General features: G+C 58.8%; 20 protein-coding genes and 1 tRNA gene. 10 read left to right on the top strand and 11 right to left on the bottom strand.

Annotated elements, in window-relative coordinates; translation table 11 throughout:
* Nucleotides 1-97 precede the first annotated feature (97 nt).
* The 3 genes from OSJ75_RS16960 to OSJ75_RS16970 all read right to left on the bottom strand — a co-directional run bounded on the left by OSJ75_RS16960 (nucleotide 98) and on the right by OSJ75_RS16970 (nucleotide 2,419).
* Complete coding sequence (locus tag OSJ75_RS16960; RefSeq protein WP_267228856.1) at nucleotides 98-376, bottom strand: hypothetical protein; 279 nt, start codon at nucleotides 374-376, stop codon at nucleotides 98-100.
* Nucleotides 357-968: a recombinase family protein gene (locus OSJ75_RS16965; RefSeq protein ID WP_267234753.1), complete on the bottom strand. Its 612-nt coding sequence runs from the start codon at nucleotides 966-968 to the stop codon at nucleotides 357-359. The genes OSJ75_RS16960 and OSJ75_RS16965 overlap by 20 nt, the downstream gene beginning before the upstream one ends.
* A gap of 242 nt (nucleotides 969-1,210) precedes the next feature.
* Complete coding sequence (locus OSJ75_RS16970; protein ID WP_267228858.1) at nucleotides 1,211-2,419, bottom strand: phospholipase D family protein; 1,209 nt, start codon at nucleotides 2,417-2,419, stop codon at nucleotides 1,211-1,213.
* 551 nt (nucleotides 2,420-2,970) lie between these two features.
* Between OSJ75_RS16970 and OSJ75_RS16975 the strand changes: the two genes are divergently transcribed.
* Nucleotides 2,971-3,645 (top strand): DUF2971 domain-containing protein, encoded by a 675-nt coding sequence (locus tag OSJ75_RS16975; RefSeq protein WP_267228859.1) that lies wholly within the window; start codon nucleotides 2,971-2,973, stop codon nucleotides 3,643-3,645.
* 6 nt (nucleotides 3,646-3,651) lie between these two features.
* On the opposite strand, the gene OSJ75_RS16980 is transcribed toward OSJ75_RS16975, so the two are convergent.
* The 3 genes from OSJ75_RS16980 to OSJ75_RS16990 all read right to left on the bottom strand — a co-directional run bounded on the left by OSJ75_RS16980 (nucleotide 3,652) and on the right by OSJ75_RS16990 (nucleotide 7,560).
* Nucleotides 3,652-6,474 carry a TrlF family AAA-like ATPase gene (locus OSJ75_RS16980; RefSeq protein WP_267228860.1) on the bottom strand — a complete coding sequence of 941 codons (2,823 nt, stop codon included), beginning with the start codon at nucleotides 6,472-6,474 and terminating at the stop codon, nucleotides 3,652-3,654.
* A gap of 121 nt (nucleotides 6,475-6,595) precedes the next feature.
* Complete coding sequence (locus OSJ75_RS16985) at nucleotides 6,596-7,357, bottom strand: helix-turn-helix domain-containing protein (RefSeq protein ID WP_267228861.1); 762 nt, start codon at nucleotides 7,355-7,357, stop codon at nucleotides 6,596-6,598.
* A 126-nt stretch (nucleotides 7,358-7,483) separates the two neighbouring features.
* A tRNA-Arg gene (locus tag OSJ75_RS16990) sits at nucleotides 7,484-7,560 on the bottom strand.
* Nucleotides 7,561-7,804: 244 nt separating this feature from the next.
* Between OSJ75_RS16990 and OSJ75_RS16995 the strand changes: the two genes are divergently transcribed.
* Nucleotides 7,805-9,064 carry a serine hydrolase domain-containing protein gene (locus OSJ75_RS16995; RefSeq protein WP_267228862.1) on the top strand — a complete coding sequence of 420 codons (1,260 nt, stop codon included), beginning with the start codon at nucleotides 7,805-7,807 and terminating at the stop codon, nucleotides 9,062-9,064.
* A gap of 20 nt (nucleotides 9,065-9,084) precedes the next feature.
* Here OSJ75_RS16995 and OSJ75_RS17000 read toward each other — a convergent pair whose 3' ends face one another.
* Nucleotides 9,085-10,179 carry an acyltransferase family protein gene (locus OSJ75_RS17000; RefSeq protein WP_267228863.1) on the bottom strand — a complete coding sequence of 365 codons (1,095 nt, stop codon included), beginning with the start codon at nucleotides 10,177-10,179 and terminating at the stop codon, nucleotides 9,085-9,087.
* A gap of 197 nt (nucleotides 10,180-10,376) precedes the next feature.
* Here OSJ75_RS17000 and OSJ75_RS17005 point away from each other — a divergent pair, with 197 nt between their 5' ends.
* A complete protein-coding gene (locus OSJ75_RS17005; RefSeq protein ID WP_267228864.1) occupies nucleotides 10,377-11,060 on the top strand; it encodes a superoxide dismutase in 684 nt (227 codons plus the stop codon).
* Nucleotides 11,061-11,103: 43 nt separating this feature from the next.
* Here the strand turns inward: OSJ75_RS17005 and OSJ75_RS17010 are convergent, their stop codons facing one another.
* Both OSJ75_RS17010 and OSJ75_RS17015 read right to left on the bottom strand, forming a co-directional pair.
* Nucleotides 11,104-12,615, bottom strand: a complete 1,512-nt coding sequence (locus OSJ75_RS17010; RefSeq protein ID WP_267228865.1) for an aldehyde dehydrogenase family protein — start codon at nucleotides 12,613-12,615, stop codon at nucleotides 11,104-11,106.
* An 89-nt stretch (nucleotides 12,616-12,704) separates the two neighbouring features.
* On the bottom strand, nucleotides 12,705-14,102 hold the full coding sequence (locus OSJ75_RS17015; RefSeq protein ID WP_267228866.1) for a VOC family protein: 1,398 nt from the start codon (nucleotides 14,100-14,102) through the stop codon (nucleotides 12,705-12,707).
* Between the two features lie 119 nt (nucleotides 14,103-14,221).
* Here OSJ75_RS17015 and OSJ75_RS17020 point away from each other — a divergent pair, with 119 nt between their 5' ends.
* The 3 genes from OSJ75_RS17020 to OSJ75_RS17030 all read left to right on the top strand — a co-directional run bounded on the left by OSJ75_RS17020 (nucleotide 14,222) and on the right by OSJ75_RS17030 (nucleotide 17,451).
* Nucleotides 14,222-15,124: a LysR family transcriptional regulator gene (locus OSJ75_RS17020; protein WP_267228867.1), complete on the top strand. Its 903-nt coding sequence runs from the start codon at nucleotides 14,222-14,224 to the stop codon at nucleotides 15,122-15,124.
* A 116-nt stretch (nucleotides 15,125-15,240) separates the two neighbouring features.
* Nucleotides 15,241-16,524, top strand: coding sequence for an NAD(P)/FAD-dependent oxidoreductase (locus tag OSJ75_RS17025; protein WP_267228868.1), 1,284 nt, complete (start codon nucleotides 15,241-15,243; stop codon nucleotides 16,522-16,524).
* 66 nt (nucleotides 16,525-16,590) lie between these two features.
* Nucleotides 16,591-17,451, top strand: coding sequence for an endonuclease/exonuclease/phosphatase family protein (locus OSJ75_RS17030; RefSeq protein WP_250019218.1), 861 nt, complete (start codon nucleotides 16,591-16,593; stop codon nucleotides 17,449-17,451).
* Here the strand turns inward: OSJ75_RS17030 and OSJ75_RS17035 are convergent.
* Nucleotides 17,423-18,883, bottom strand: a complete 1,461-nt coding sequence (locus OSJ75_RS17035; RefSeq protein WP_267228869.1) for a phospholipase D-like domain-containing protein — start codon at nucleotides 18,881-18,883, stop codon at nucleotides 17,423-17,425. The two genes, OSJ75_RS17030 and OSJ75_RS17035, sit on opposite strands and share 29 nt — an antisense overlap.
* A 73-nt stretch (nucleotides 18,884-18,956) precedes the next feature.
* Nucleotides 18,957-20,456, bottom strand: a complete 1,500-nt coding sequence (locus OSJ75_RS17040) for a sensor histidine kinase (protein ID WP_250019216.1) — start codon at nucleotides 20,454-20,456, stop codon at nucleotides 18,957-18,959.
* A 250-nt stretch (nucleotides 20,457-20,706) separates the two neighbouring features.
* On the opposite strand from OSJ75_RS17040, the gene rpmH reads away from it, so the two are divergent.
* The 4 genes from rpmH to yihA all read left to right on the top strand — a co-directional run bounded on the left by rpmH (nucleotide 20,707) and on the right by yihA (nucleotide 23,894).
* Complete coding sequence (gene rpmH, locus OSJ75_RS17045) at nucleotides 20,707-20,841, top strand: 50S ribosomal protein L34 (RefSeq protein ID WP_040853797.1); 135 nt, start codon at nucleotides 20,707-20,709, stop codon at nucleotides 20,839-20,841.
* Nucleotides 20,842-20,878: 37 nt separating this feature from the next.
* Complete coding sequence (rnpA, locus tag OSJ75_RS17050) at nucleotides 20,879-21,241, top strand: ribonuclease P protein component (protein WP_250019215.1); 363 nt, start codon at nucleotides 20,879-20,881, stop codon at nucleotides 21,239-21,241.
* A 31-nt stretch (nucleotides 21,242-21,272) separates the two neighbouring features.
* Nucleotides 21,273-23,099 carry a membrane protein insertase YidC gene (gene yidC, locus OSJ75_RS17055; RefSeq protein ID WP_250019214.1) on the top strand — a complete coding sequence of 609 codons (1,827 nt, stop codon included), beginning with the start codon at nucleotides 21,273-21,275 and terminating at the stop codon, nucleotides 23,097-23,099.
* A 171-nt stretch (nucleotides 23,100-23,270) separates the two neighbouring features.
* Complete coding sequence (yihA, locus tag OSJ75_RS17060; RefSeq protein ID WP_250019246.1) at nucleotides 23,271-23,894, top strand: ribosome biogenesis GTP-binding protein YihA/YsxC; 624 nt, start codon at nucleotides 23,271-23,273, stop codon at nucleotides 23,892-23,894.
* The last annotated feature ends 26 nt before the right edge of the window (nucleotides 23,895-23,920 follow it).

Genomic DNA, 23,920 nt, shown 5'->3' on the forward strand with positions numbered 1-23,920 from the left:
TGCGGGACCGGCGCGGACACACGCCTTGGCAAAATCGATCGCTATTACTATTACAAGTGATCAGGGGCGATTTGTGCAGCACTATTCCAAGGTCCGGTTAGCCGCCGTACTTCAGCTTATCAAGTATGGATTGCTGTGTGCTTAAAAGCTTTTTCTGGATTGCCAATTGCTCCTTCTGCAGAGCGATCAGCCCATCAAGGCGCTCGTTAGCGTCGAGGCGTGCAACTTCCCCCTGCACTAACATATTCAACAATAAGCTAAAGTCGGTATCCGGCTTTTCGATCAAAATACGTCCGTCGAACCATTCTGCGTTATACTTCTCCCGCACGCTCGCGGCGGCAGTCTTAGCTGACCCTTTAAAGAGGTTGCGGATCATTGTTCTTCCTTTCAGTAGACCCGGCAACGCGGGCGAGGGTGCGGTAAACGGTAGGGCGGGAGACTGAAAACAGCTCCGCCAGATCGCTGATCGAATAGTCGCCGGTGTCATGCATGCGGTGCAGCTCTTTATGCTGCTTTTCCGAAAGTTTAGGCTGTTTGCCTCGCAACTTGCCTTTGGCGCGCGCGACTGCCATGCCTTCACGGGTCCGCATCCTGATCAAGTCAGATTCGAATTCGGCAAAGGTGGCGAGGATGTTGAAGAACATCTTCCCCATAGGGTCAGTTGGATCGTAGATGCTTGAGCCGAGCGCCAACTTGACGCCTCGCGCTGCGAGAGAGTCTGCAATGTCGCGAGCATCGGGAACTGATCGGGCAAGACGGTCGAGCTTCGGCACGACAAGGGTGTCACCAGCTCGCACTGCTGCAAGTGCCTGATCAAGGCCGGGCCGCGCTCGATTTGTGCCGGTCAACCCGTGATCCGTATAAACCCGGTCGGCTGCAACTCCGAGGGCGGCAAGCGCTGCCTGTTGGGCGGTTAGGTCCTGCTTGTCAGTGGAGCAGCGGGCATATCCAATCAACGTGTTCATCATGCCCGCTAGTGTACGATAAAGGCTCCTCAAATGCAATTTTCATCGTACTACCTATATGAGACTCTATTTTCCCTGTATTTTCAGGTGATGGCATCGGCTACGCGGGTGTCCGTTGAACGAACCCCTTACGGGCGGTAAGATATGACCCGAACTGCCGAATAGTTATTGCATACGGTCGCACAGCCGACCCGTGCTATGCCGACCACAAGAGTCAACCAGATTTCATCAATACAAGTGTGTGTTTAGTTTGGATCATAGTAGATGGCATCCAGCATCGCTACGCGAGCGTCCCATAACTCGGCCTCCCATCCAGAAGGCCGAGGCGAATTATACCAAGCCGAAATCCTGATAGGTTGTATAACGCGATCCCAATAATTGTCGAGGTTGAGCGTCGACCCCGAGAAGGCTAGTTTGCCTGCGAGACCGATCTTGTTCGGCTTGCTGATACAGACGAAGCTATCCGGCCGCTTCATCGCAAGAAGTCTCGTCGCTGTGGGCACACCGCCTATTCGGCTGGATTTTTCGAAGGCCTTCAGGAAATTGTCCCGGAAAGTTTCATATTGTGCCCGCGTTACCTCACCATGCCGCGGTATGGTATCAATTGCGCGCGCTAGCCACACATCTTGTTCCGCCACGCGATTGGCAAAGTCGCCCATCCCTTTCATGGATCCGAACCAAGCCCAATCGTGATTGTTAAGACTGCCCTCACGCTTTTGCTTGTCGCCGATCACGCCCGCGATCGCCTTCCATTCGTTGCTTGATAGTGCAGAAAACGAGCCCACCCGGGCGAACAAGCATTGGCAAGTTCGAAGAAGGCTCAGCCGCTCATCAACGTTATGATGCGGGCTAGCTTGGATCTCGCGGACATAGTCATTCCACTCCATCTTGATCAAAGGCGAGGTCAGGAAACGGCCGGCCGCGTCGCTGGTTCGTAGGATCGGATTCTTTGGTTTCGTTAGTGACTTAGCTGCATCAAATTGCAATCGATAGCTATCCGCCAATTCAGCCGTAACCGGAGTACGAAGTGCTTCATATCCCGTTAGGCAGCCCCGTAATTGTCGGAAAAACGGATCATCGACGTGACCTTTCGCGTGGACGGAAGCCTCCCAGTTCTTGCCCAACCCGCCTGCTGTAAAATTGGCGCTGCCGATAATCGCTTCTGCAACGTCATCCGTCCTGAAATAGTATAGCTTGGGATGGAAAGTTCCTCTGAAATCTTGGGCGACATAAGCGTTGCTAACGCCAACGAGACGCGAGATAAGGTCCGGGTCGGTATGACAAAAATTAACGCCGAATGTAACCGAAATGAATTTATGACTGTTACTTAGCAGGCAATCCGCCAATCGACCATTATAGCCCCATGCGACGGCAAAATGGATCTCATCGTGATTCACGATTAAAGTTTCCAACAGTTTCGAGACGGCTGTTGCGTCCAGCAATTTAACGTCCATTCATTCCCCCAGGCATTAGCAATCCGCAGCAGGATAGCGACTTGCTACAAGGTGTCGATGTTCAATCTCACCGTCAGGAATTTCTGTGCTCTATTTTCGAGGTTCTGCGTGGGGGTTTGACAATCGTGGGCACGAAAAGCAGAGACTGTCAGCATGAGCTCCTACGGCGCGCCCATCTTCAGCTTTGACCGCAGCTGCCTGCTCTCACTACCCAACTACGCCATTCGCAAACGTAGATAACCGGTTCCATCTCATGATCTAGGTCACATCAAGGAGCGACAGCCAATTCGTGTGCCTGTTCGGTGAGTGATCCTCATACGGACGCCCATTACAGATGATCTGCGTGTCACCGAGTACGGCGGCATCCGGCCTGCTCTAGAACGCAGATGCGTTCATTTGAAAGCACGCTAACGAACGCAAGAGATTTCGAAAGCTTTAACTGGACATCAAAAAGCGTCAAAGCTGTCTCGTTGCAATCAGTCTTCCCCGTTGGTCAAACCATCTTGTCATCAACGGCTAATTGTACCACGTTCGCTTTTGGGGGATTAGTTATGGCAAAAGTGAAAGTCTATTCGACACCGTTAAGACTCTATCGCTACCGTCCGTTGGGGGAAAAGCTTGATCGAGAACTCCGAGCACTAACTGAGGGCTATATCTACTGCCCGAAGTTCAGCGATATGAATGATCCTATGGAAGGAATGCATCGCGAGTCCTTGGCATACATTATGAAGGGAAGATCGAAAGGAGAGAGGCAACTTATCGCCGACGAGAAGGCGAAATTGGGCATCGCTTCGCTATCGGAGGTATTCGATCATGAACCGATGTGGGCTCACTATGCTGACCAATTCACTGGGATGTGTGTCGCATATAGCACTTCAAAACTATTGAAAGCATTGTCACCGGATTTCGACCTCGTTCGGATGGCTTACAACGAAGAACCGCCAATCATTCTCGCAACTCGCGCCTCTACTCGGGACAAAGCCAAGCTGACGTTGGCTACCAAGACCGTTCGTTGGATGTCTGAACGAGAATGGCGGCTGATTATCCCAGAAAGTGGTAAGGCCGAATATGGCGACGTCAAATGCGTCTTCCGCATTTACCTCGGGCCCCGGGTCGAACCGGAGGCCGAGAGAAGAATTCGCGCAGATATGGAGAAGCTGAAAATTCCGGTTCTAAAGATGAAAGTCGACAAATATCATGTAGCGTTCTCTGGCACGGGCAAGTGACTATTTTCAGTAGCCGTACTTATCTTGGCGATCCTTAAATGCCTTTTCCCCACCTTCCATAGTCGAGGTAATTACGGCGCAAATCGGGGATGATTCGATGGCGCCGGAACATTCGAAGCGGCGTTCACCTGCCACATTGACGTCAAGGTGCCCAACGAGTTCACTCGAACCATTGACCACGATGTTTGCGTTATGGCTTGCAAAAAGAAGCTGGCGTTTCTGTTTGGCGGAGTGCAGTTTTTCAGTGAGGTCCGCGATGATCTTGTTGTCCAGATCGCCTTCCGGCTGATCGATAATGAGCGGTCCCCCGGGCTGTTCAAGTAGCATAAAAAGGAGTGCTGCGGCACGCTGACCCTCTGATGCTTTTTCAAAAGCTATCTCCCGGCTACCGTCAGTATATGACAACCCGATCCTCGGTTTCGGCATGGAAACGGCGATGGCCTCCACGCGGACCGCGTCAAGCTTTTCCAGAAAGGTCGTTCGGATGCGTTCCGTATCTCCGAGCAACGTGAACAGCACGGTGGCGCTGGGTGCTTCTTCGCCGCTCGCAGAGCCTACTTGACGCCAGTGAAGAAGAGCGAGGCACTCGGCTCGAAGCTGATCCAGAAACTCGATTGCGCTCGTGGTTTCAAGCGCGTCCTCCAGTGCCCGAAGTCGTGTGGCTTCCTGCGAACCAGTTTTATTCGACAACGTCTCAAGAGCATCTCTGATATCAGCCAAATCGCCCGCAGCTTCAACAACGGCGCGAATTTTGCCGTTTGAAAGCGTCTCAATTTGCTGCGCCCATTCGGTGATGCGTTGGTTTCGTCTAGAGTTAAGGTCACGTAGAGATTTCAGAGCAGCGCGCAAGCCGCCGGAGGGATCTCCATCGGCATGTATGTCAGCTTCCAGGTCACCAATCTGGTTCGTAGCATCGACTATTTCTTCGCGGAGTTTGATGATTTGGGCGGTGACTGTCCGATGCGCGCTGAACTTGTCCAACACGGCATCTCGTGCCGCTCGCGCGGCCTTGTAGTCGGCCTCCCAGCTTGTTTCGGCCGTTGCAAGAAATGCACGATGCTTGGAGATGTCATCATGAAGAGTGGCAAGGCCGCTGCTAAATGTTTTGAAGAGCGCCGCATACTGCGAGCGAATCTCATCGGCTTTGCCGGGAAGCGAATGAGAGAGATCGCGTTCGTTGAGGAGTTCGGTGGCAGATGCTTCAAGCTCAGACAGCATCTGGTCAGCGTGCTTTGACGCTTGGATACGTTTTGACTCGAACTGCTCTGCTTTGTCGAAAAGATCAACAGTGGCTTGGTCTGTTTCAGAACGTGCTGGCAATGTTTTTTCGAGCGCTACTACTCGTTGGCTAAGCGAATCCCGTAGCATCGTAAGCTTATGCAACTGTGATTGACGGCTCCAATTGGCAACAAGTAATTGAATAGAGGAGCGCACCGAATTCCGAGCTGCATCTGTGTCAAGGATTAGCTTGTCGTCTTCTCGTTTGTAATCAGCGTTAACGAACTGTAGTAGATCGGACAGTTGAGTATGTTTCCCAGCTTGTTTACCGATCTCAGCCAGTTCGCCTTGGCTGTATACAACAGCCGGAAAGAGGGCACGCAGCTCCTTTGTCGTAATGAGCTGGGTCGACCCGTTTGGATAGGTAATTTGAGGTTGATAGGAAGTTCCGGGGCCGCGAACGACTCTAAAGACTGCGTTATCCTGCACGACAGCTACTGTGACTTTGGCATTCTGTGTGATGAGCGTGTCATTTATAAGATCGTGCATGCGCTGGGTGCTGGAATAGGGATCGCGCTTTAAATCGAAGCAACTTCGGCCCAGCCCAAAGGATAAATACTCCAAAAAGGAGCTTTTTCCACTGCCGCGCCCTCCTATGATTGCATTGAATTCCGGACTCAAGGACAATGACGTGTCGCTCAGAATAGACGAGCCTTCGAAATCGATCGAAGAGACTACGAGAGCTGGGAGCTGCGGAGGCATAATTCGGATGCGGGAATGATGGCCGAGGAAAGCTTGGCGGATTGCTTCGGCGGTTGGCTCCGCCAGTTTAATCCACGTGTCGTTCGTTCCGAGCGCTGCAAAGTCATGGGATCGGCTATCCGAAGTAGGTAAAGGATAGACGCGCCGCGTGCTCCAAACTGGGTCCTCGCCAGAGAGGCGCTTGATGTTCTTCGATCCCATCGTGGCGATCGTCTGCCCGTTGTCTAGATAGCCGCCAACGCAAGCCATTTTGCGAAAATCAGCATGGGCTTTGTCTACAAGTACGGTATGGCTGTTGCCCTGAGAAACATTGGGCAGCACGATGAACTTGCCCTTAAGGCCGGGGACCGTGTCGAGCTCATCTGCTATATCGGCATAGCTGTAAGCCAGTTGAGTAAGTGCGGGTGATCGAGCGGCTTTCTCGTCCAATGCGGCATAAGCGATGGAGAGTTTGCCCTGCGCCTGCTTCCACCAGTCTTCGGACAAGTCCGCATCGAATAGGATGAGGCATTGTTTGCCCCCAGTGGCAGTCAATTCCATGCCCGGGAAGAGCCATAAACCGAAGTCTGGATCGCTCGCCTGCCGAGTTGAAATTTCACGCTGCACATAGGGCACCATGAACATTTCATGGTGGTCAGTGATAGCGATCGCACCGAGACCCCGCTCGACACATTTGTCGACGAAGGACACCGCCCAAATTTGCCGCGCAGTATCAACATCGTGAGCCGTGGCCGCGAGGCCCGTTGCTGGAACAAGATCGCCAATGCCGGGTGGGCGCTGACCTGTCCAGTTCGGATCACGCGGTGTGTGAATTTGAAAATCACACTTTCTCCATGTCGCGTATGACATAATTCCCCTCCCCAGCGACAAGAAACGTCGCGGCCCGGAGAGCAAACTAGCCCAATTGCGTGGTACTTTGGAAGAAGAGGCATCGGAAGATCGCTAAGTCTCGCGACCAAGTTAACAGATTTCACGATGCTAGCCTCCGAACTTGAATATTGGCACGAGCGATCTGCATCTCCCTGTCCCGATAATACGTCAGCCATGTCGCGATCTGGTTCGGATCGGTCACCGTCGTCTCGGGATAGTAGCTGGGGAAGCTAAACCCCTCGACGCCATTGCGCCGTGCGTCAAGACGAAGCGCCTCCGGTTGCGGTAAGCCACGTTCGTGGAACCATGTTCGCCATCGATCTAGCTTGTTCCTCTCATGTTTTCCGACAAAGATGCAGGGCATTACGGGCCTTGTTTCGGAGGCAGATGATGCCCCTTCGCGCGCGTTAGGTTTTATATATTTTTCTTTCTCTTGGTTCGGTGGACATATCTGTCCTCCTTCAATGGACAATTTTGACTGCCTTTTGGGACAAGTTTGTCCCGCTAGGCTTGGGTGAAGGGTGACAACTTTGTCCGTCTTTCCTCGAAGTTCGCACGCCTGTAGAATGCTGACTTTCGAGGGGCGGTATCTTGTGCTGCGCCTTGATCCGTTACCGCGAACCACATCTAACCAGCCGCCAAGCTCAAGGTCGTGGATCGCTCTCTGAACGGTTTTGACGCTCTTGCCGGTTGCTTCGGCAATGGTTGAAAAGGACGGCCACGCCTCCTCGGTGTGGCCGTTCATATGTCTGGTAATGATATAGAGAGCCACGCATTTGGCGCTATCATTTACCCCGGCATCGCAGCTCAGTAGTTCCAGCCATTGCAGTTTTACTTCTTTAAAGGGACGGCGCTCAGACATGGGCATCGCTCCGTGTCTGGTCAGCCTTTTCGGCGATTAGGATTGGCGTAGCGTGTACATTCTGCGTACCTTGCGCGATTTGCATCAAGGTGGAAGAAGTTAATCTATTGGTTCTATGGGTGTTTTTGGCGCACCCGACAGGATTCGAACCTGTGACCTCTGCCTTCGGAGGGCAGCACTCTATCCAGCTGAGCTACGGGTGCATGGGCCGCGAAAGCTCGCATGCGCGAAGCGGTTCTAGCCGATGCTGCGTTCCGCATCAATGGCGAATTTCGCTTAACGCATGAAACCCGCAGCCGTCGCGGGCAGGCAGGGCAATTCCCGTTGCGTGCCGAGTGTCGGCGTCGGTCGTCATTCATCCACAGCTTGCATGGAGGGAAGCGACACACGCCATTGAACATAAGCACTGAAAAAGACACACTTGTTCCAGCACAGAGGAGAGGTGTCATGTCAGGAATGAGTGTTGCAACAGGCCGCAGTAGCCGCGGCTGGAACCGTTTGCGAACGGCGGCGCTGGTGGGGTCGGCATTTGCCGCGATGGCGCTGCCCGCGGCTGCACAGGACTATCCGCATGCGGGGGAGAAGATCGGCACGGTCGAGCAGATCTATGACGGGGCGATGCTGCCTGATCTTGCCGTCAGCACCTACCGCAACATAGACAGGCTCTTTCCCACCCGCATGATCAAGGCGGGCACGAAGCCTCACCCCTTGCCGCAAGCCGACAAGCAGCTCGGTGATGTCCGCTTCAAATATGAGGGCAAGGATTACGACCTCTATGACTTTGTGGCACTCGACAATATCACCGCGATGCTGGTGCTGAAGGATGGCAAGATCGCCTATGAAACCTATCAGCGCGGCAATAGCGAAAAGACGCGCTGGATGTCGATGTCGGTGGCGAAGTCCATCAGTTCCACCTTGGCCGGCATCGCCATCAAGGAAGGGCTGATCAAGGGCCTGGATGCGCAGGTGGTCGATTACGTGCCGGAACTGAAGGGCAGCGCCTATGACGGCGTCAGTGTCAGGGACGTGCTGATGATGTCGTCCGGGGTCAAATGGAACGAGACTTATACCGATCCGCAATCGGATCGCCGCGCGCTTCTGCGGGCGCAGATATCGCAGAAGCCCGGTTCGGCAGTGGAGTTGATGGGAAAGCTGCCGCGCGCCGCCGAACCCGGCACGGTCAATACCTATAGTACCGGCGAGACCCAGATCCTTGGCGAGATCGTGCATGGCGCGGTGAAGAAGCCGCTGGCCGACTATCTGTCGGAGAAGATCTGGCAGCCCTTCGGCATGGAAAGCGATGCGAACTGGTGGCTGGATTCGCCCGATGGCGTCGAGATCGGCGGCAGCGGCATCAGCGCGACGCTGCGCGATTACGGGCGGTTCGGGCTGTTCTTCCTCGGCAATGGCGTGATCGAGGGGAAATCGATCCTGCCGGATGGCTGGGTGAAGGAAGCAACCACCCCGAAGACATTGAAGGGCGGGGCCAAGCTCGACTATGGCTATATGTGGTGGACGGCCTGGACCGAGCCTTCGATCAAGCATGGGTCGTTTTCCGCCATCGGCATCCATGGCCAGAATATCTATATAGACCCGGTCGAAAACGTCGTCATCGTCACCTTCGGCGCCCAGCCGAAGCCGGTCGGCAAGGAGCCGATAGACCCGAACGTGTTCTTCGACGCGGTGGTCGAGGCGCTGAAGGATTGAGTGGCGATGCGGCGGGATGCTCAGCCAACGCGGTTGAGTATCCTGCCGAGCGGAAAGCTGGCCGGGATCATGCGTTCCGAGAGTTCGCGCAGAATCTGCCGCAGCTTCGGCATCAGCGGGCGCTCGAAATAATTGGATACCAGCCAGGAAACGAAGAGCAGCAGCGCGATCAGCGCCACGAGCGGCAATGTGCCCGTGAAACCGGTCCCGAGCTGCTGGATGGCGATATAACCGATCTGCTGGTGCAGGAGATAAAGCGGATAGGTCAATCCGCCGAGGAATGTCAGCCAGGCTGCCGGCAACAGGGGACGGTCGGCAAAGGCCGCCACGGTGAAGAGGCCATAGCCGCCGAGCAGCGTCAGCGCGGCCACCGACGGTTCGAATGTGACGCCGACGGCGTCGGTTATGGCGCGGGTGCCGACGATGGTCGCGACCATCGAATGGGCGAAGGCGGCGGCAAGGAGCAGGCGCGTGACGATGCGCCCGTCGCCGCTTCGGATACGATAGATCAGGATGCCGGCGGCGAAGAAGCCGCAGAATTCCGTCATGAACAATTGCCGGAACGTGGTGACGTTCAGCACGAATTCGGCAATGGTCGAAAAGCTGAGCCAGATGGCGATGATCGCCAGCTGGTAGCGCTGGAACAGCCCCAGGGTCAGCAGCACGAAGACCCAGAAATAGAAGACGAGCTCGAGCGTGATCGACCAATAGGCGCCGTCCATGTATTTCTGGCCGAAAGCCGGGGCCATCATGGTCAGATTGGCGAGATATTGCTGCGAGCCGGTGTAGAAATGCGGCGCGCCGAAGAGCAATGTCACCAGCGCCGTCAGGCTCATGATCAGCGCGAATGTCGGGTAGAGCCTGGTGAAGCGGGCAATGGCGAATTCGAGGGCGGAGCGGCCATTGGCGGAATAGGCGATGACATAGCCGCTGATGAGGAAGAAGACGCTGACGCCGAGATAGCCATATTGCGCCGCACCGACCATCCAGCCGCTGCGCTCCACCGCCGGTATGGTTTGCATGACCGGGCCATGGAAGACGAAATGGAACAGGACGACGGCCATGGCCGCGACGAGACGCAGGCCATCGAGGTTGTAAATCCGTTGCCCGCTCATTTCTCTCTCCGGATTGCGTGCCGAGACGCGGATGATTAGGCGCGTTTATCGCCACGGGGGCAAGGATTGGGCCGCTAATCCATTAGACGTAAGTCGCATCCTTGCAACGCCATTCGATCCGCCCGATGATCTTCATGGAACCGATCGTCACGAATTTCGGTTGAAGGCATATCCCCGACCATCCAAGGAGAAGATTCATGCAACTCAATCGCCGCCACATGCTGGCCGTGTCCGGTGCGGCCCTTGCCGCCACATTGTTCGCTCCCGCCGTGCGCGTGCGGGCGGCAGCTCGCTTCGAGCAGCCGCCGCTGCCCTATGATGAACGGGCTTTGGCTCCGGTCATATCGGCGAGGACTGTCGGGCTGCATTTCGGCAAGCATCATGCGGGCTACTTCAAGAAGCTCAACACCCTGTCGGAAAACACGCCCTTCGCCGAATTGCCGCTGGAAGAGGTGGTCGTTCGCGCCAGCAAGGAAGACAAGGCCGATATCTTCAACAATGCCGCGCAGGCATGGAACCACAATTTCTACTGGATGCAGTTCAAGGGCGGGCCCGCAGCGGCGGACGGCGCCTTCGGCGACGCGGTGAAGGCCTCATTCGGCAGTATTGACGAAATGCAGAAGCAGATCGTCGCCGCTTCAGACAAGGTCTTCGGCACCGGCTGGGTCTGGCTGGTGAAGGATGGCGATCGCCTTGCCATCACCGGCATGCAGGATGCGGGCAATCCGCTGGCGGATGGCAAGAAGCCGTTGCTGGGAATCGATGTCTGGGAACACGCCTATTATCTCGACTACGAGAACCGGCGCACGGAACATGTCGATGCGGTCTTGAAGAAGCTGGTCAACTGGCAGTTCGTCGGCGAGCAGTTCCAGGCCGCCTGACAGGCAGGGGCTCCATGCGTTCGCGCAGAGCCCCTCGTCATCATCAGTCGATGTCGAAGGACACGCCCTGTGCCAGCGGCAGGGCGGTCGAGTAGTTCACCGTATTGGTGGCGCGGCGCATATAGGCCTTCCACGCATCCGAGCCAGACTCGCGTCCGCCGCCGGTTTCCTTCTCGCCACCGAAGGCACCGCCGATTTCGGCGCCCGACGTGCCGATATTGACGTTGGCTATGCCGCAATCCGAGCCATCCGCGCCGAGGAAGCGTTCCGCTTCCTGCAGGTTCAGGGTGAAGATGGAGGAGGAAAGCCCCGCTCCGACGGCATTGTGGTCGGCAAGCGCCTGGTCGAAGTCGGAATATTTCATGACATAGAGGATCGGCGCGAACGTCTCTTCAAGCACCGGCCCTTCATGGTTCGGCATTTCGACGAGGGCAGGGCGGACATAATAGGCATTGGCATGTTCCGTCTCGACGCGGGCGCCGCCGGTGACCTTGCCGCCATGCTTGGCCGCCTCGGCCAGCGACTTCTGCATATTGTCGAAGGCAGCCTTGTCGATCAGCGGGCCGACCAGCGCCGAAGTCGTCAGCGGACTGCCGACCGATACGCTCTCATAGGCCTTCTTCAGGCGCGGAACGAGCGCGTCATAGACGCTGTCGTGAACGAAGAGGCGGCGCAGCGTCGTGCAGCGCTGGCCGGCCGTGCCCATGGCGCCGAATGCTATGGCGCGCAGCGCCATGTCGAGATCGGCCGAGGGACAGACGATGCCGGCATTATTGCCGCCGAGTTCCAGGATCGACCGGGCAAAGCGCTTGGCGAGGCGGGGTCCGACCTCGCGGCCCATGCGCGTCGAGCCCGTTGCCGAGACGAGTGCGACTTTCGGATTATCGACGAGGGCTTCGCCGACGCTCCGGTCGCCGATGATCGTCTGGGCCAGCCCGGACGGAACTTCGCCGAAACGCTTGGCGGCCCGATCAAAGATCGCCTGGCAGGCAAGGGCGGTCAGCGGTGTCTTCTCGGACGGTTTCCAGACGACTGCATCGCCGCATACGAGCGCGAGGGCCGTGTTCCAGGACCACACCGCGACGGGGAAATTGAAGGCCGAGATAACGCCGACGACGCCGAGCGGGTGCCAGGTTTCCATCATGCGGTGGCCGGGCCGTTCGGTGGCGATGGTCAGGCCGTAGAGCTGGCGGGAGAGGCCGACGGCGAAATCGCAGATGTCGATCATCTCCTGCACTTCGCCGAGACCCTCGGAAGGGATCTTGCCGGCTTCGATGGAAACGAGACGCCCGAGATCGGACTTATGGGCCCGCAGTTCCTCGCCGAACAGCCGGACGAGTTCGCCGCGCTTCGGCGCCGGCACCAGCCGCCACTGCTTGAAAGCCTCCTGGGCGAGGTCGATGGCCTTGTTGGTATCGTCGAGCGAATGGACTGCCACTTCGGCGACCTTCTCGCCGCTGACCGGACTGAACGAGGCCATCGAGCCGCCAACATAGGCGGATTCCGCCACGCCGAGCTTGGCGAGGAGCGTTTTTACGTCTTGAGCAATGGTCATTTGGTACCCTTGATTTCACACTTTGATGGATTGGCAGGGCTTTTATCAGCCTTGCCGCATTTTTTAAACGGCTGTCCCGGCCGATACTGTCAGCTTGCCAGGGCGACGGGGGAGAAATGCCGCAGGCAGGCTTCGACGGAATCCTTTTCCAGCCGGGCATAGTGCTCGAACTCGTCGAGAACCGCCGCGCCGAGATGCACCTCGAACTCTTTCTGGCTGGGACTTGCCGAAAATTGCTGGCTGGCGCCGTCGCCGAGGTTGGACTGGAAGATTCCTGCCGCGCTTACGGGAAGGAAATCCTCGTAGACGATGGGGTCGAATTGCACGGCACCGAGCGCGATCAATGTTTCGAGGTCCGAAGTGTCACCGGTCGAAACCTTGGCGCCGCTCACAGGACTATAGCGGAAATAGCCGAGACCCTGTTCGCGGATGGCCGCCCAGTCATCGGGGAAAGCCTTGAACGTGTTTGCAAGCGCGGAAATATAGGCGTCCGCATTTGAACCATCTGCCGCAGGGCGGGCAAGCTTGCGGGTCTCGGTCAGAAGCCGGTCATAGAGCGCGCGCCCCTTTGGCGTCAGCGCTATGCCGCGCTGCTCGATTTCGCCGAAACGCGCCGTATGCGAGCCTTTCTCCCATTCGCCTGTCGCATTGCGGAACGAAACCTGCTCTTCGAGCGCCTTGAATGACGTCTGGCGCAGCAATATCGGGCAAGTGCGGCTGGGCGGACCTTCGATCACCGCTTTCGGCGCTATGCCATGATCCGGCATGAGTTCCTGCACGGCATCGATGTCGAGCGTGCGCGGCGTCAGATGGTTGATGTGTGGGCCCTTGAACGAAACGACATCGGCGACGAGACGATGCGCATCGTGCAGGCGGCGGTAGAGATCGCTGCTCACGCTCGCCTGGTCGTGCCAGCGGAACGTCTCGATGATCTCCTTGACGAAGCGCGCCGCATCCTCCTCGCCGAGGCCGCCTTGCGCTTCGGCTTTTTCGACGAGCTCAAGCGCGCCGGGCGTGAAGATCCGCCTTGCCTTCAGGGTCGCCGCCGCCTCTTCGCGCAGCGCCGCATCCCCGATCAGATCGAGCCGCAGGAGCGAGGTGAAGACGCGGAACGGATTGATCTTCAATGCCGCATCGCCAACGGGACGGAAAGCCGTCGAATGGACGGGAACGCCCGCTTCGCTCAAATCATAATAGCCGACCGGGTACATCCCCATGACCGCAAAGACCCGCCGCAGCATCGACAATTCTTCCGGAGTCCCGACGCGAATGGCACCGTGGCGCTCTTCCGAGATGCGATCGAGCGTATCGGTCTGCTCGAGGCGCTGCTTCAGTCCGGGCTGCGTGTCCAGGGTCCTGCTGTTCACCTCGGCGACGAGCGACAGCAGCGTGCCATAGGCCGGCACTTCACTACGATACATGGCCGACATGGCGGAGGAGAATGCCCCGCGAATGGCATCGGCGCTGATATGGCGATCAGATTTCATGGAATGTTCCGCATAGTTTGTGTGAGAGGATATCTATCCTGTCATGCTCGATCTGGATTATATAAGGAAACGACACCAGCATATGACGACGATTCAAACTAGGTTGATGCGAGGCCAGAATGAAGTTGAGCAGACGCCTGATACCCGACATTGATATTCTGCAGACGTTCGAATGCGCCGCCCGCCATGGCAGCTTCACGCAGGCGGCAAAGGAGCTCAGCCTGACCCAAAGCGCCGTCAGCCGCCAGATGAGCGAACTGGAACATCAGATCGGCGTCCTGCTTTTCGAACGCATCCGCCAGCGCGTGGTGCTTTCCGATGCGGGACAGAAGTTCCTGCCCGAGGTCAGGCGCCTGCTGGGGCTGACGGAGGAGACGATGCTGCGCGCCATGGCGGCGTCGCAATCGGCGTCATCGCTGAGCATAGCCACCCTGCCGACCTTCGGCAGCCGCTGGCTGATGCCTCGGCTACCGGCCTTTCTGAAGAATCACCCGGAAATGGCGCTCAGCGTCGCCTCGCGCTCGCAGCCCTTCGATTTCGAGGAGGAGCCTTTCGACCTTGCCATCCATTACGGCCAGCCGGTCTGGGCCCATGCCGTCTGCACCTATCTTTGCAGCGAATCGATCGTGCCGGTCGGCAGCCCGGCTCTGATCAAGGAGAACCCGGTCGAGACGCCCGTCGCGCTGGCGAGTTCCGCGCCGCTGCTGCACCTTTCGACCCGGCCGAAGGCCTGGGCGTCATGGTTCGAGATCCAGAACGCTGAGGTCGTGAGCCCCTACAAGGGCCACCGTTTCGAGCACTTTTCCATGGTCATCGAGGCGGCGCTCGCCGGCCTCGGCTATGCGCTTCTCCCGCGCTACCTCATCGAGCAGGAACTGCAATCGGGAACGCTTCGGGTTCTTTTCGACCAGCCATTGCAGACGGAGAACAGCTATTATCTCGTGGTGCCGGACCACAAGAAGGAAAATGCGCTCGTCCAGAGCTTCATCGGCTGGATCGTCAACGAGGTCGGGCCGCAATAGCATCGGTTCATTCCGCTTGTGCATCACATCGTCAATGATTTTCATTTCCGCCGCCGGGACGTCGTTCTATAACGGCATTGGCGGCGAGGCCGCCCTTCGGCAATTTCTGGTGACACATGCTCAATGACGACCGCTCCCACGGCCTGTGGGAAAAGACAGCCCCTCCCGCGCCGGAAACGCAGCGGCTACGCAGCGATCTATCCGTCGATGTCGCCATTGTCGGTGCCGGCTTTACCGGGCTGTCGGCGGCGCTTCATCTTGCGGAAGCCGGCGCGAAGGTTGCCGTTCTCGACGCCGCGGAGATCGGCTTCGGCGGTTCGGGCCGCAATGTCGGTCTCGTGAACGCCGGGATGTGGGTGATGCCCGACGACCTGCCGAAGGTGCTCGGTTCGCTCCACGGCGAAAGATTGCTGCAACTCCTCGGCGATGCGCCGAAATCGGTTTTCCATCTCGTCGACAAGCACGGGATCGAATGCGAACTCGAGCGCAATGGCACGCTGCACTGCGCCGTCGGCGAAAGCGGCTTGCGGCAGCTCGAGGAACGGACCAGACAGTGGCAGGCCCGCGCCGCCGATGTCACGCTGCTGGATGCGGCGGAGACTGCCGCCAGGGTCGGTTCGGGCGCTTATGCCGGTTCGCTGCTGGACAGGCGTGCCGGTACGATCCAGCCGCTCGCCTATGTGCGCGGACTGGCCCGCGCGGCGATGGCGGCGGGCGCGGCTGTCCATACGGACACGAGGGTCACCGCCACCGAAAAGTCCGGCGACCGCTGGCTCGTACGCACCCCGGAAGCGAACGTCACTGCCGATTGGATCGTCATGGCCACCAATGCCTATACGACGGCGCCATGGCCACAGCTGCGCGCGGAAATCGTGCATCTGCCCTATTTCAACTTTGCCACCAAGCCGTTGACGGCCAATCTGCGCAAATCGATCCTGCCGGAGCGGCAGGGGGCATGGGACACGAAGGAGATACTCAGCTCGTTCCGCATGGACAAGGCCGGCCGGCTGGTTTTCGGCAGCGTCGGCGCCCTGCGCGGCACCGGCATGGCCGTGCATCGCGCCTGGGCCGCGCGGTCCATCCGCAAATTGTTTCCGCAGCTTGGCGAAATCGAGTTCGAAGCCGGCTGGTATGGCAAGATCGGCATGACCAGCGATCATCTGCCCCGTTTCCATGTCCTGGCGCCGAAGATCATCAGTTTCAACGGCTATAATGGCCGGGGAATTGCGCCCGGAACTGTTTTTGGACGCGTTCTGGCAGAGCACATCACCGGCACGACGACAACCGACGAGCTGCCGCTTCCCGTCAGTGCGCCGGGCGACGAGAAGTTCCGCTCGGTCAAGGAAGGCTATTACGAGGCCGGTTCGCAGGTCGCGCATCTCGTCGGAAACAGGTTCTGACGGCTTTGCGGCCGGGCGACGACGTCTTTGCTTGCCAATCAGGGGATGTGGACCTATCTCTTGTGAATGGACAGCAAGAAGCCTGCGCGGCAGTCAAAGCCCAGCGTGTCAGCCAGCATCCTAGCGGCCGTCAGGAACCGCCACAGACGCTCCGCCACCATCGAGCGCGCGCTGCGTGGCGACCTGCTCATCGCCTCGTACAATGTTCACAAATGTATCGGTGTCGACAAGCGCTTCGATCCTGATCGGGTGGCGCGGGTGATCGGCGAGATCGGCGCCGACATCATCGCCATACAGGAAGCGGACAAGCGCTTCGGCGAGCGCAGCGGTCTCCTCAACCTCGAGCGGCTGCACCGCGAAAACAGCCTCATCCCGGTTCCGGTGACTTCTCTCTATCCGCAGGGCCATGGATGGCACGGCAATCTGCTTCTGTTCCGCGAGGGCGCGGTGCGGCGGGTGCAGCAGCTGGTTCTGCCGGGGCTCGAACCGCGGGGCGCGCTTGTCGTCGATATCGATGTCGCCACCGGCCCCTTGCGCATCATTGCCGCCCATTTCGGCCTGCTCAAACATTCACGGCAGCAGCAATCGGAGGCAATCCTCAATGCGGTCGCCGCAGACCCGACGCGGCCGACGCTGCTGATCGGCGATTTGAATGAATGGCGTGTCGGCAAGGGATCGTCGCTGCATTTCCTCAGGCCGATGTTCGATCCGGCCCGGAATGCGGTGCCGAGCTTCCCGTCGCGCTTTCCGGTGCTCGCGCTCGACCGCATATTGGGCCATCCGCATGAACTCGTCAGCGCCATCGAGGTGCATGACACGCCGCTCGCACGCGTGGCGTCGGATCACCTGCCGATAAAGGCTCACATCGCGCTCAAGGATGCTCTGCCGGCGCTGGCCGTTACAGATAGGGCGAGCCTAGCCAGATAATCCGGTCGATGAGGCGCACCCAGAACGAGCGCGCGCGCAATTCCTGCAGCAGGACCGGGGTTGCTCCCTCCATGGCGTGCTCGACGAGATGGACGACGTGGGCGGCGAATTCGGCGTCCAGAACTTCGAGATCGACCTCGAAATTGAGGCGCAGCGAGCGCGGGTCGAGGTTTGAGGAGCCGACATAGGCCCAGGTGCCATCCACCGCCAAAAGCTTCGAATGGTTGAAATTGCCGCTTGCGCGCCAGATCCGGCAATGGCTCTTCAATATCTGGTCGAACTGCGCCGTCATCGCCCTATCGACCAGCTTGAGATTGTTGATCGAGGGGATGACGATATCGACCTCGACTCCGCGGCGGGCGGCGGTCACGAGCGCACTGATAAGCTCGCGGTCGGGCAGGAAATAGGGCGACATGATGCGAATATGGCTCTGGGCGATGGAAAAGGCGCCCATCAGCATGCGGTGATTGGCTTCGAGGCTCTTGTCGGGGCCCGAGGGCACGGCACGGATGAAGACGCGCTCCCCCGGCTGCTTCTCCGGCGTGGCGATATGCCAGGCTTCGCCGGCAAGCCGTTCTCCAGTGGCAAAGCGCCAGTCCTCGGAAGCGATGTGAAACAGGTCGGTGATGATCGGCCCGGTCAGTTCGAAATGCGTATCGCGGGCATTGTCCTCGCCGACGATCTCCGCCGAAAATCCCGCACGGATATTCATTCCGCCGGTAAAGGCCTTCCGGCCATCGATGACGACGATCTTACGGTGGGTGCGAAGATTGGCATAGGGGAGCCGCAGCCCCATGATGATGTTGCCGTTGAAGACATCGACCCTCACGCCGCGCCTCGACAGATAGCCGACAATGCTGGGTATCGAATATCGTGCGCCGACGGCATCGATGAGCACGCGCACCTGGACGCCGCGCTTTGCGGCGGCGATCAGCGCATCGGCGAAGCGCAGCCCGATCTTGTCGCGGTCGAAAATATAGGTTTCGACCAGGATGCTGCGTTTCGCGGCATTTATCGCGTCGATCATGGCGCGATAGGCGTCATCGCCGCTTTGCAGCATGGTTATGTCATTGCCTGTCGTCAGCTTGCAGCGGCTGACGCGGTCGCCAAGGGTCTTCATCGCGGCGAAGCGCTTCTCGAACCGGTCGAGCACATTCTGCTCGCTCGCATCGTAGCGGAGGAATTGCCCCTGGCCGATTTCGTGCAGAAAGCGGCGCTGGGAGGAGATGGAGGAGCGGCGAATGCGGTTTATGCCCACCACCGCATAGATCAACGCGCCGATGACCGGCGACAGGACGATCACGCCGACCCACCCGATGGCGGCCCGCACCTCTTCCTTGGTCATGGTGGCATGGATGGCCGCCGGCACCCCCAGTACGAATGAGAGCACGAAGAGGATTTGCGGCCAGTAGGTCGGGAGGTAGTCAGACATCGATGCTCAACTCTAGAGCCTTTCACGGTTGAATAGAAGCGGTACGGTTCCGGATGGCACAGCCATGAAGGTTCTAATGCGAGGCGGTATTGCGGCGCGAGCGCCACTCCGTGAGCGACACCGGCTGGTCTGGAATCCTGATCTCGAAGCTCGTTCCGGGTCCATCGCCGTCGCGCAGTTCGATCGTGCCGCCATGGGCACGCACCAGCTCGTGCACGATGGCGAGGCCAAGCCCGGTGCCGCCGGACCGCGCCGAGCCCTTGAACGCCGTGAAGAGGTTGTCGCGTGCCTTGGCGGGCAGGCCCGGTCCCGTATCTTCCACGCCGATGATCGACGTTGCGCCGATCTGCCCCGCGGTGATCGTCAGGCGCTTGATGATGGCGGGATCGCTCCTTGTATCGGCGGCCATCGCCTCGATCGAATTGCGGCACAAATTCGAGATGACGCGGAAGAACTGGTCGGGATCGACGTCGATCTCGAAGTTTTCCGGCACGAGGTTCTTGAACTCGATATTCGACTTGGCGTCGAGATCCAGCATGTCCTCGACATCGCGCACGATGGTGTGGAGATTGACGCGCCGACGCTGTGGCGGCGCTTCCTGCGTCGCGCCATAGGCGAGGACCGCCTGCGAATAATGCACGGCGCGGTCGATGGTGCGCACCAGCTTGGGAATGAAGCGCTGAATGGCGGGATCGCTGCTATGGGCGAGGTGATCCGACATCAATTGTGCCGATGCCAATATGTTGCGCATGTCGTGATTGATCTTGGAGACGGCGAGACCGAGATCGGCGAGATGTTTCTGTTCCGCAAGCGTGCGCTGCAATTGCCGCTGCATGGAACTCAGTTCCCGCTGCGCGATCCCAAGCTCGTCCTCGCGCTCGTCCGGCGTGATGATCCTTTGCGGATCGTCCGGCGCCTGCGCGAATTCAAGCATGTTCGTCGTCATGCGCTGGATCGGCGTGATCAGCATGCGGCTGATGGCGAGGAAGACCAGCGTGGCGGTGATCACCGAGATGAACAGGGATATCAGCGCCACATTGCGGGCATAGAGCAGCATCGCATTGCGCAATGGCGTATCGGAAGTCAGGAGTTCGATGACCTTGCCGGTGTCGCCGATCGGCCCATAGACGCGGATGACGCGATTGCCGCCATTGATGAGCTCATCGAAGGCGTCGCGGATCATCGTCACCGGGTCGGTCACCGTCATGTCTATGTGCCGCGCCACTTTCGAGGGCATGTCCGCGACCGCGAGCAGCCGCGAGGCGCCTTTCTCACGCAGCGCGATCGCCTTGGTGCCGGTCGCGAGCAATACGTCGTTCTGCACCGATTGCGGCACGTCGTCGGCGTCGCTGGCAGCGAGAACCACGCTTGCCGCGGCCACGGTGTTCAGGCGGTCCGCCAGCCAGCGCATGCGCATGTCGGCGATGGTCGGAACGAAGATCATGATCTCGGCGATCAGTCCGAAAAGCAGCGTCAGGAGCAGCAGCTTGCCGGAAAGCCGCTTCAAGACGGGCAATGGACGCGCCGAAGCGGGCGTGTCGCCATTTTCCGTATGATCCTGAGTTGACGCCATTCATGCTCCATCGACCCGGATTATGTAGGTCTATTGTTTAAAGGCACAATAAATCAGTTCCGGTCTTTTGCCTATTTCGATTCGGTACTGCATCAATTGACTTATCGACCATGCGCCTCTATAAGCCGCGCACGTCCGGGTTGACCGCCCCACGAGACGCATTAGCGGTGTTCGCACCAAATGGCGGTCCTGATATGCTCCTGTCAAAGAACAGACCACAAGAAGGGCCGCACACCGCGGTATTTAACAAATGAAGCGTACTTATCAGCCATCCAAACTTGTTCGCGCACGTCGTCACGGGTTTCGCGCCCGCATGGCAACTGCTGGCGGCCGCAAGGTAATTGCTGCCCGCCGGGCTCGCGGCCGCAAGCGGCTTTCAGCCTAAGGACGGTCCGCGCACATTGCGCGGCTGGCATTAGACTATGAATAAGATCAAGCCACTCCGCCTTCGCAAGAGAGCGGAGTTTTTGGCTGTCCGAAACGGTGAAAAGCGGCGTGGCCCGTTTTTCCTCGTCGAGATCAGGGAGCGACCGGAGGCCGATGGGCCGCCCCGCGTCGGCTTCACGGTCACCAAGAAGAATGGCAATGCCGTTCTGCGCAACCGCATCAAGCGGCGCCTGAAAGAGGCGGTGCGTGTCAATGTCGCTGATGACATGGCCGATGGAACGGATTATGTCATCGTTGCTCGCCGCGATGCCCTGAATGCGCCTTTCGCGGAACTGACGCGGGAACTCGCGAAACGGGTCTCCCGGAAATCTATGACCCGGCGTTCGCCGAAGCCCTGATGGGCTCTGGAACCCGACCCAAGGACTGACAATGGAAACGAACCGTAACTTCTTTATCACCATTGCCTTGTCCATTGTGATTCTGACGCTTTGGCAGGTGTTCTACATGAACCCCCGGGTCGAAGCGCAGCGCGAACAGGCCCAGATCGAGGCCACGCGGCAAGGACAGACGCGCGTCGACGGCCAGGCAAGCACGCCTGCCGGCACCAATCCGGAAGGCACGACGGCGCCAGGCGCCAATATTCCCGGCCAGACACAGGATCCGGCGCAGGCAGGCTCGATGACGCGCGATGCAGCGCTCGGCCAGAGCAGCCGCGTGGCGCTCGATACGCCGAGCCTCAGCGGGTCCATCAGCCTGAAGGGCGCCCGCCTCGACGATTTGCAGCTGAAGCGCTACCACGAGACCGTCGACGACCGGTCGCCCAACATCCAGCTGCTCAGCCCCGAGCAACTGGCCGACGGCCAGTTCGCCGAAATCGGCTTCATTCCCAACGACACGACGGGAACCGTTCCCGGGCCCGCTACGGTCTGGAGCGTCGAGGGCAATGACAGGCTGACGCCGGCCACACCGGTGACGCTGGCCTTCACCAACGAAAAGGGCCTGACCTTCAAGCGCACCTATTCGGTCGACGACAATTACATGTTCAGCGTCAAGGACACCGTGACAAATGCGTCCGGCGCTCCGGTATCGCTCGCCTCCTACGGCCGGGTGACGCGCTTCTCCAAGCCCGCCCATGCCAGCACCTATGTCCTGCACGAAGGCCCGATCGGCGTCGTCGGCGAGGAAGGCCTCATCGAGTACAAGTTCTCGGCCATCGAGGACGAAAAGGAAGTTTCGCCGCCCAAATCCTCCACGGGCGGCTGGATCGGCATCACCGACAAATATTGGGCGACGACGCTCATCCCGTCGACGGCCAAGCCGTTCCAGGCACGAATTTCCTATTTCCAGGAAGGCCGCCCGCGCTACCAGAGCGACTACCTCTCCGATCCGACCACGATCGAGCCCGGTCAGTCGGCGACGATCGAGAACCTCGTCTTTGCCGGCGCGAAGGAAGTCGGCCGCATCAACACCTATGAAAAGGAACGCAACATCCGCCAGTTCGATCTCCTGATCGACTGGGGCTGGTTCTACTTCATCACCAAGCCGATGTTCTACCTGATCGATTATCTCTATAAGGCGATCGGCAATTTCGGCGTGGCGATCCTGGTCGTGACCGTCATCCTGAAGGCTTTCTTCTTCCCGCTTGCCAACAAATCATACGCCTCGATGGCGCGCATGAAGCTGGTTCAGCCGAAGATGACCGAGATCCGCGAGAAATATGCGGATGACAAGGTCAAGCAGCAGCAGGCGCTGATGGAGCTCTACAAGACCGAGAAGATCAATCCCATTGCCGGTTGCTGGCCGATCCTGATCCAGATCCCGGTATTCTTCGCGCTATACAAGGTGCTCTATGTGACGATCGAAATGCGTCACGCGCCCTTCTTCGGCTGGATTCAGGATCTGGCCGCTCCGGATCCGACCTCGATCTTCAATCTTTTCGGCCTTCTGCCCTGGGCGGTGCCGGCCTTCCTGATGATCGGCGTCTGGCCGCTCATCATGGGCGTCACCATGTTCCTGCAGATGCGGATGAACCCGACACCGCCGGATCCGACCCAGCAGATGATCTTCAACTGGATGCCGTTGATCTTCACCTTCATGCTGGCGAGCTTCCCGGCAGGCCTGGTCATCTACTGGGCATGGAACAACACGCTTTCCATCATCCAGCAGGCGATCATCATGAAGCGCCAGGGGGTGAAGGTGGAGCTCTGGGACAATCTGATCGCGATGATCCGCAAGAAGCCCAAGCCGGCCGAATAGGCACGGCGAACCCCTCAAGCATCAGCAAGGCCCTGCCGCGGCGGGGCCTTTTGCTTGCGATGCAGGTTGACAATCGCCTGCTTATTATCGAAAGCAGGCGGATAGACCGCCGGACAGGAACAGCAAGTGAGCGAAGAACAGGCCAGGACGCAGTTGATCGAAAAGGGCCGCATGCTCTTTGCGCAAGGATGGGTTTTCATCCGCGGCGTCCCCTCGATGAAGTTCCTGCCGCCGGAGGGACCGCTCGAGATCGCCTTTGCCGGCCGCTCCAATGTCGGCAAGTCTTCGCTGATCAACGGCATTATCGGCCAGAAGAACCTCGCCCGCACATCCAATACGCCCGGCCGCACGCAGGAACTTAATTACTTCGTGCCCGAGGGCTATTCGGGGGAGGGCATGGACCTGCCGCCGCTCGCCGTGGTGGACATGCCGGGCTACGGTTTCGCCGAAGCGCCCAAGGAGCAGGTGGACGCCTGGACGAGGCTCGTATTCGACTATCTGCGCGGCCGTACCACGCTGAAGCGCGTCTACCTCCTCATCGATGCGCGCCACGGCATCAAGAAGAACGACGCGGAAGTGCTTGACCTGCTCGACAAGGCCGCCGTGTCGTATCAGGTCGTCCTGACCAAGATCGACAAGATCAAGCCGGCCGGCGTGCCGCGCCTGATGGAGGCCACTGCCGGGCTCATTCGCAAGCGCGCCGCGGCCTATCCGGAGATCATCGCGACATCGTCGGAAAAAGGCACCGGCCTCGATGAACTCAGGGCGGCCATCGCCAGATTGCTGGAAGAATAAGCACCTTTCCGGCGGCTTTTCCAAAA

This window comes from Phyllobacterium sp. 0TCS1.6A (assembly GCF_026420825.1).
Lineage (GTDB): Bacteria > Pseudomonadota > Alphaproteobacteria > Rhizobiales > Rhizobiaceae > Phyllobacterium.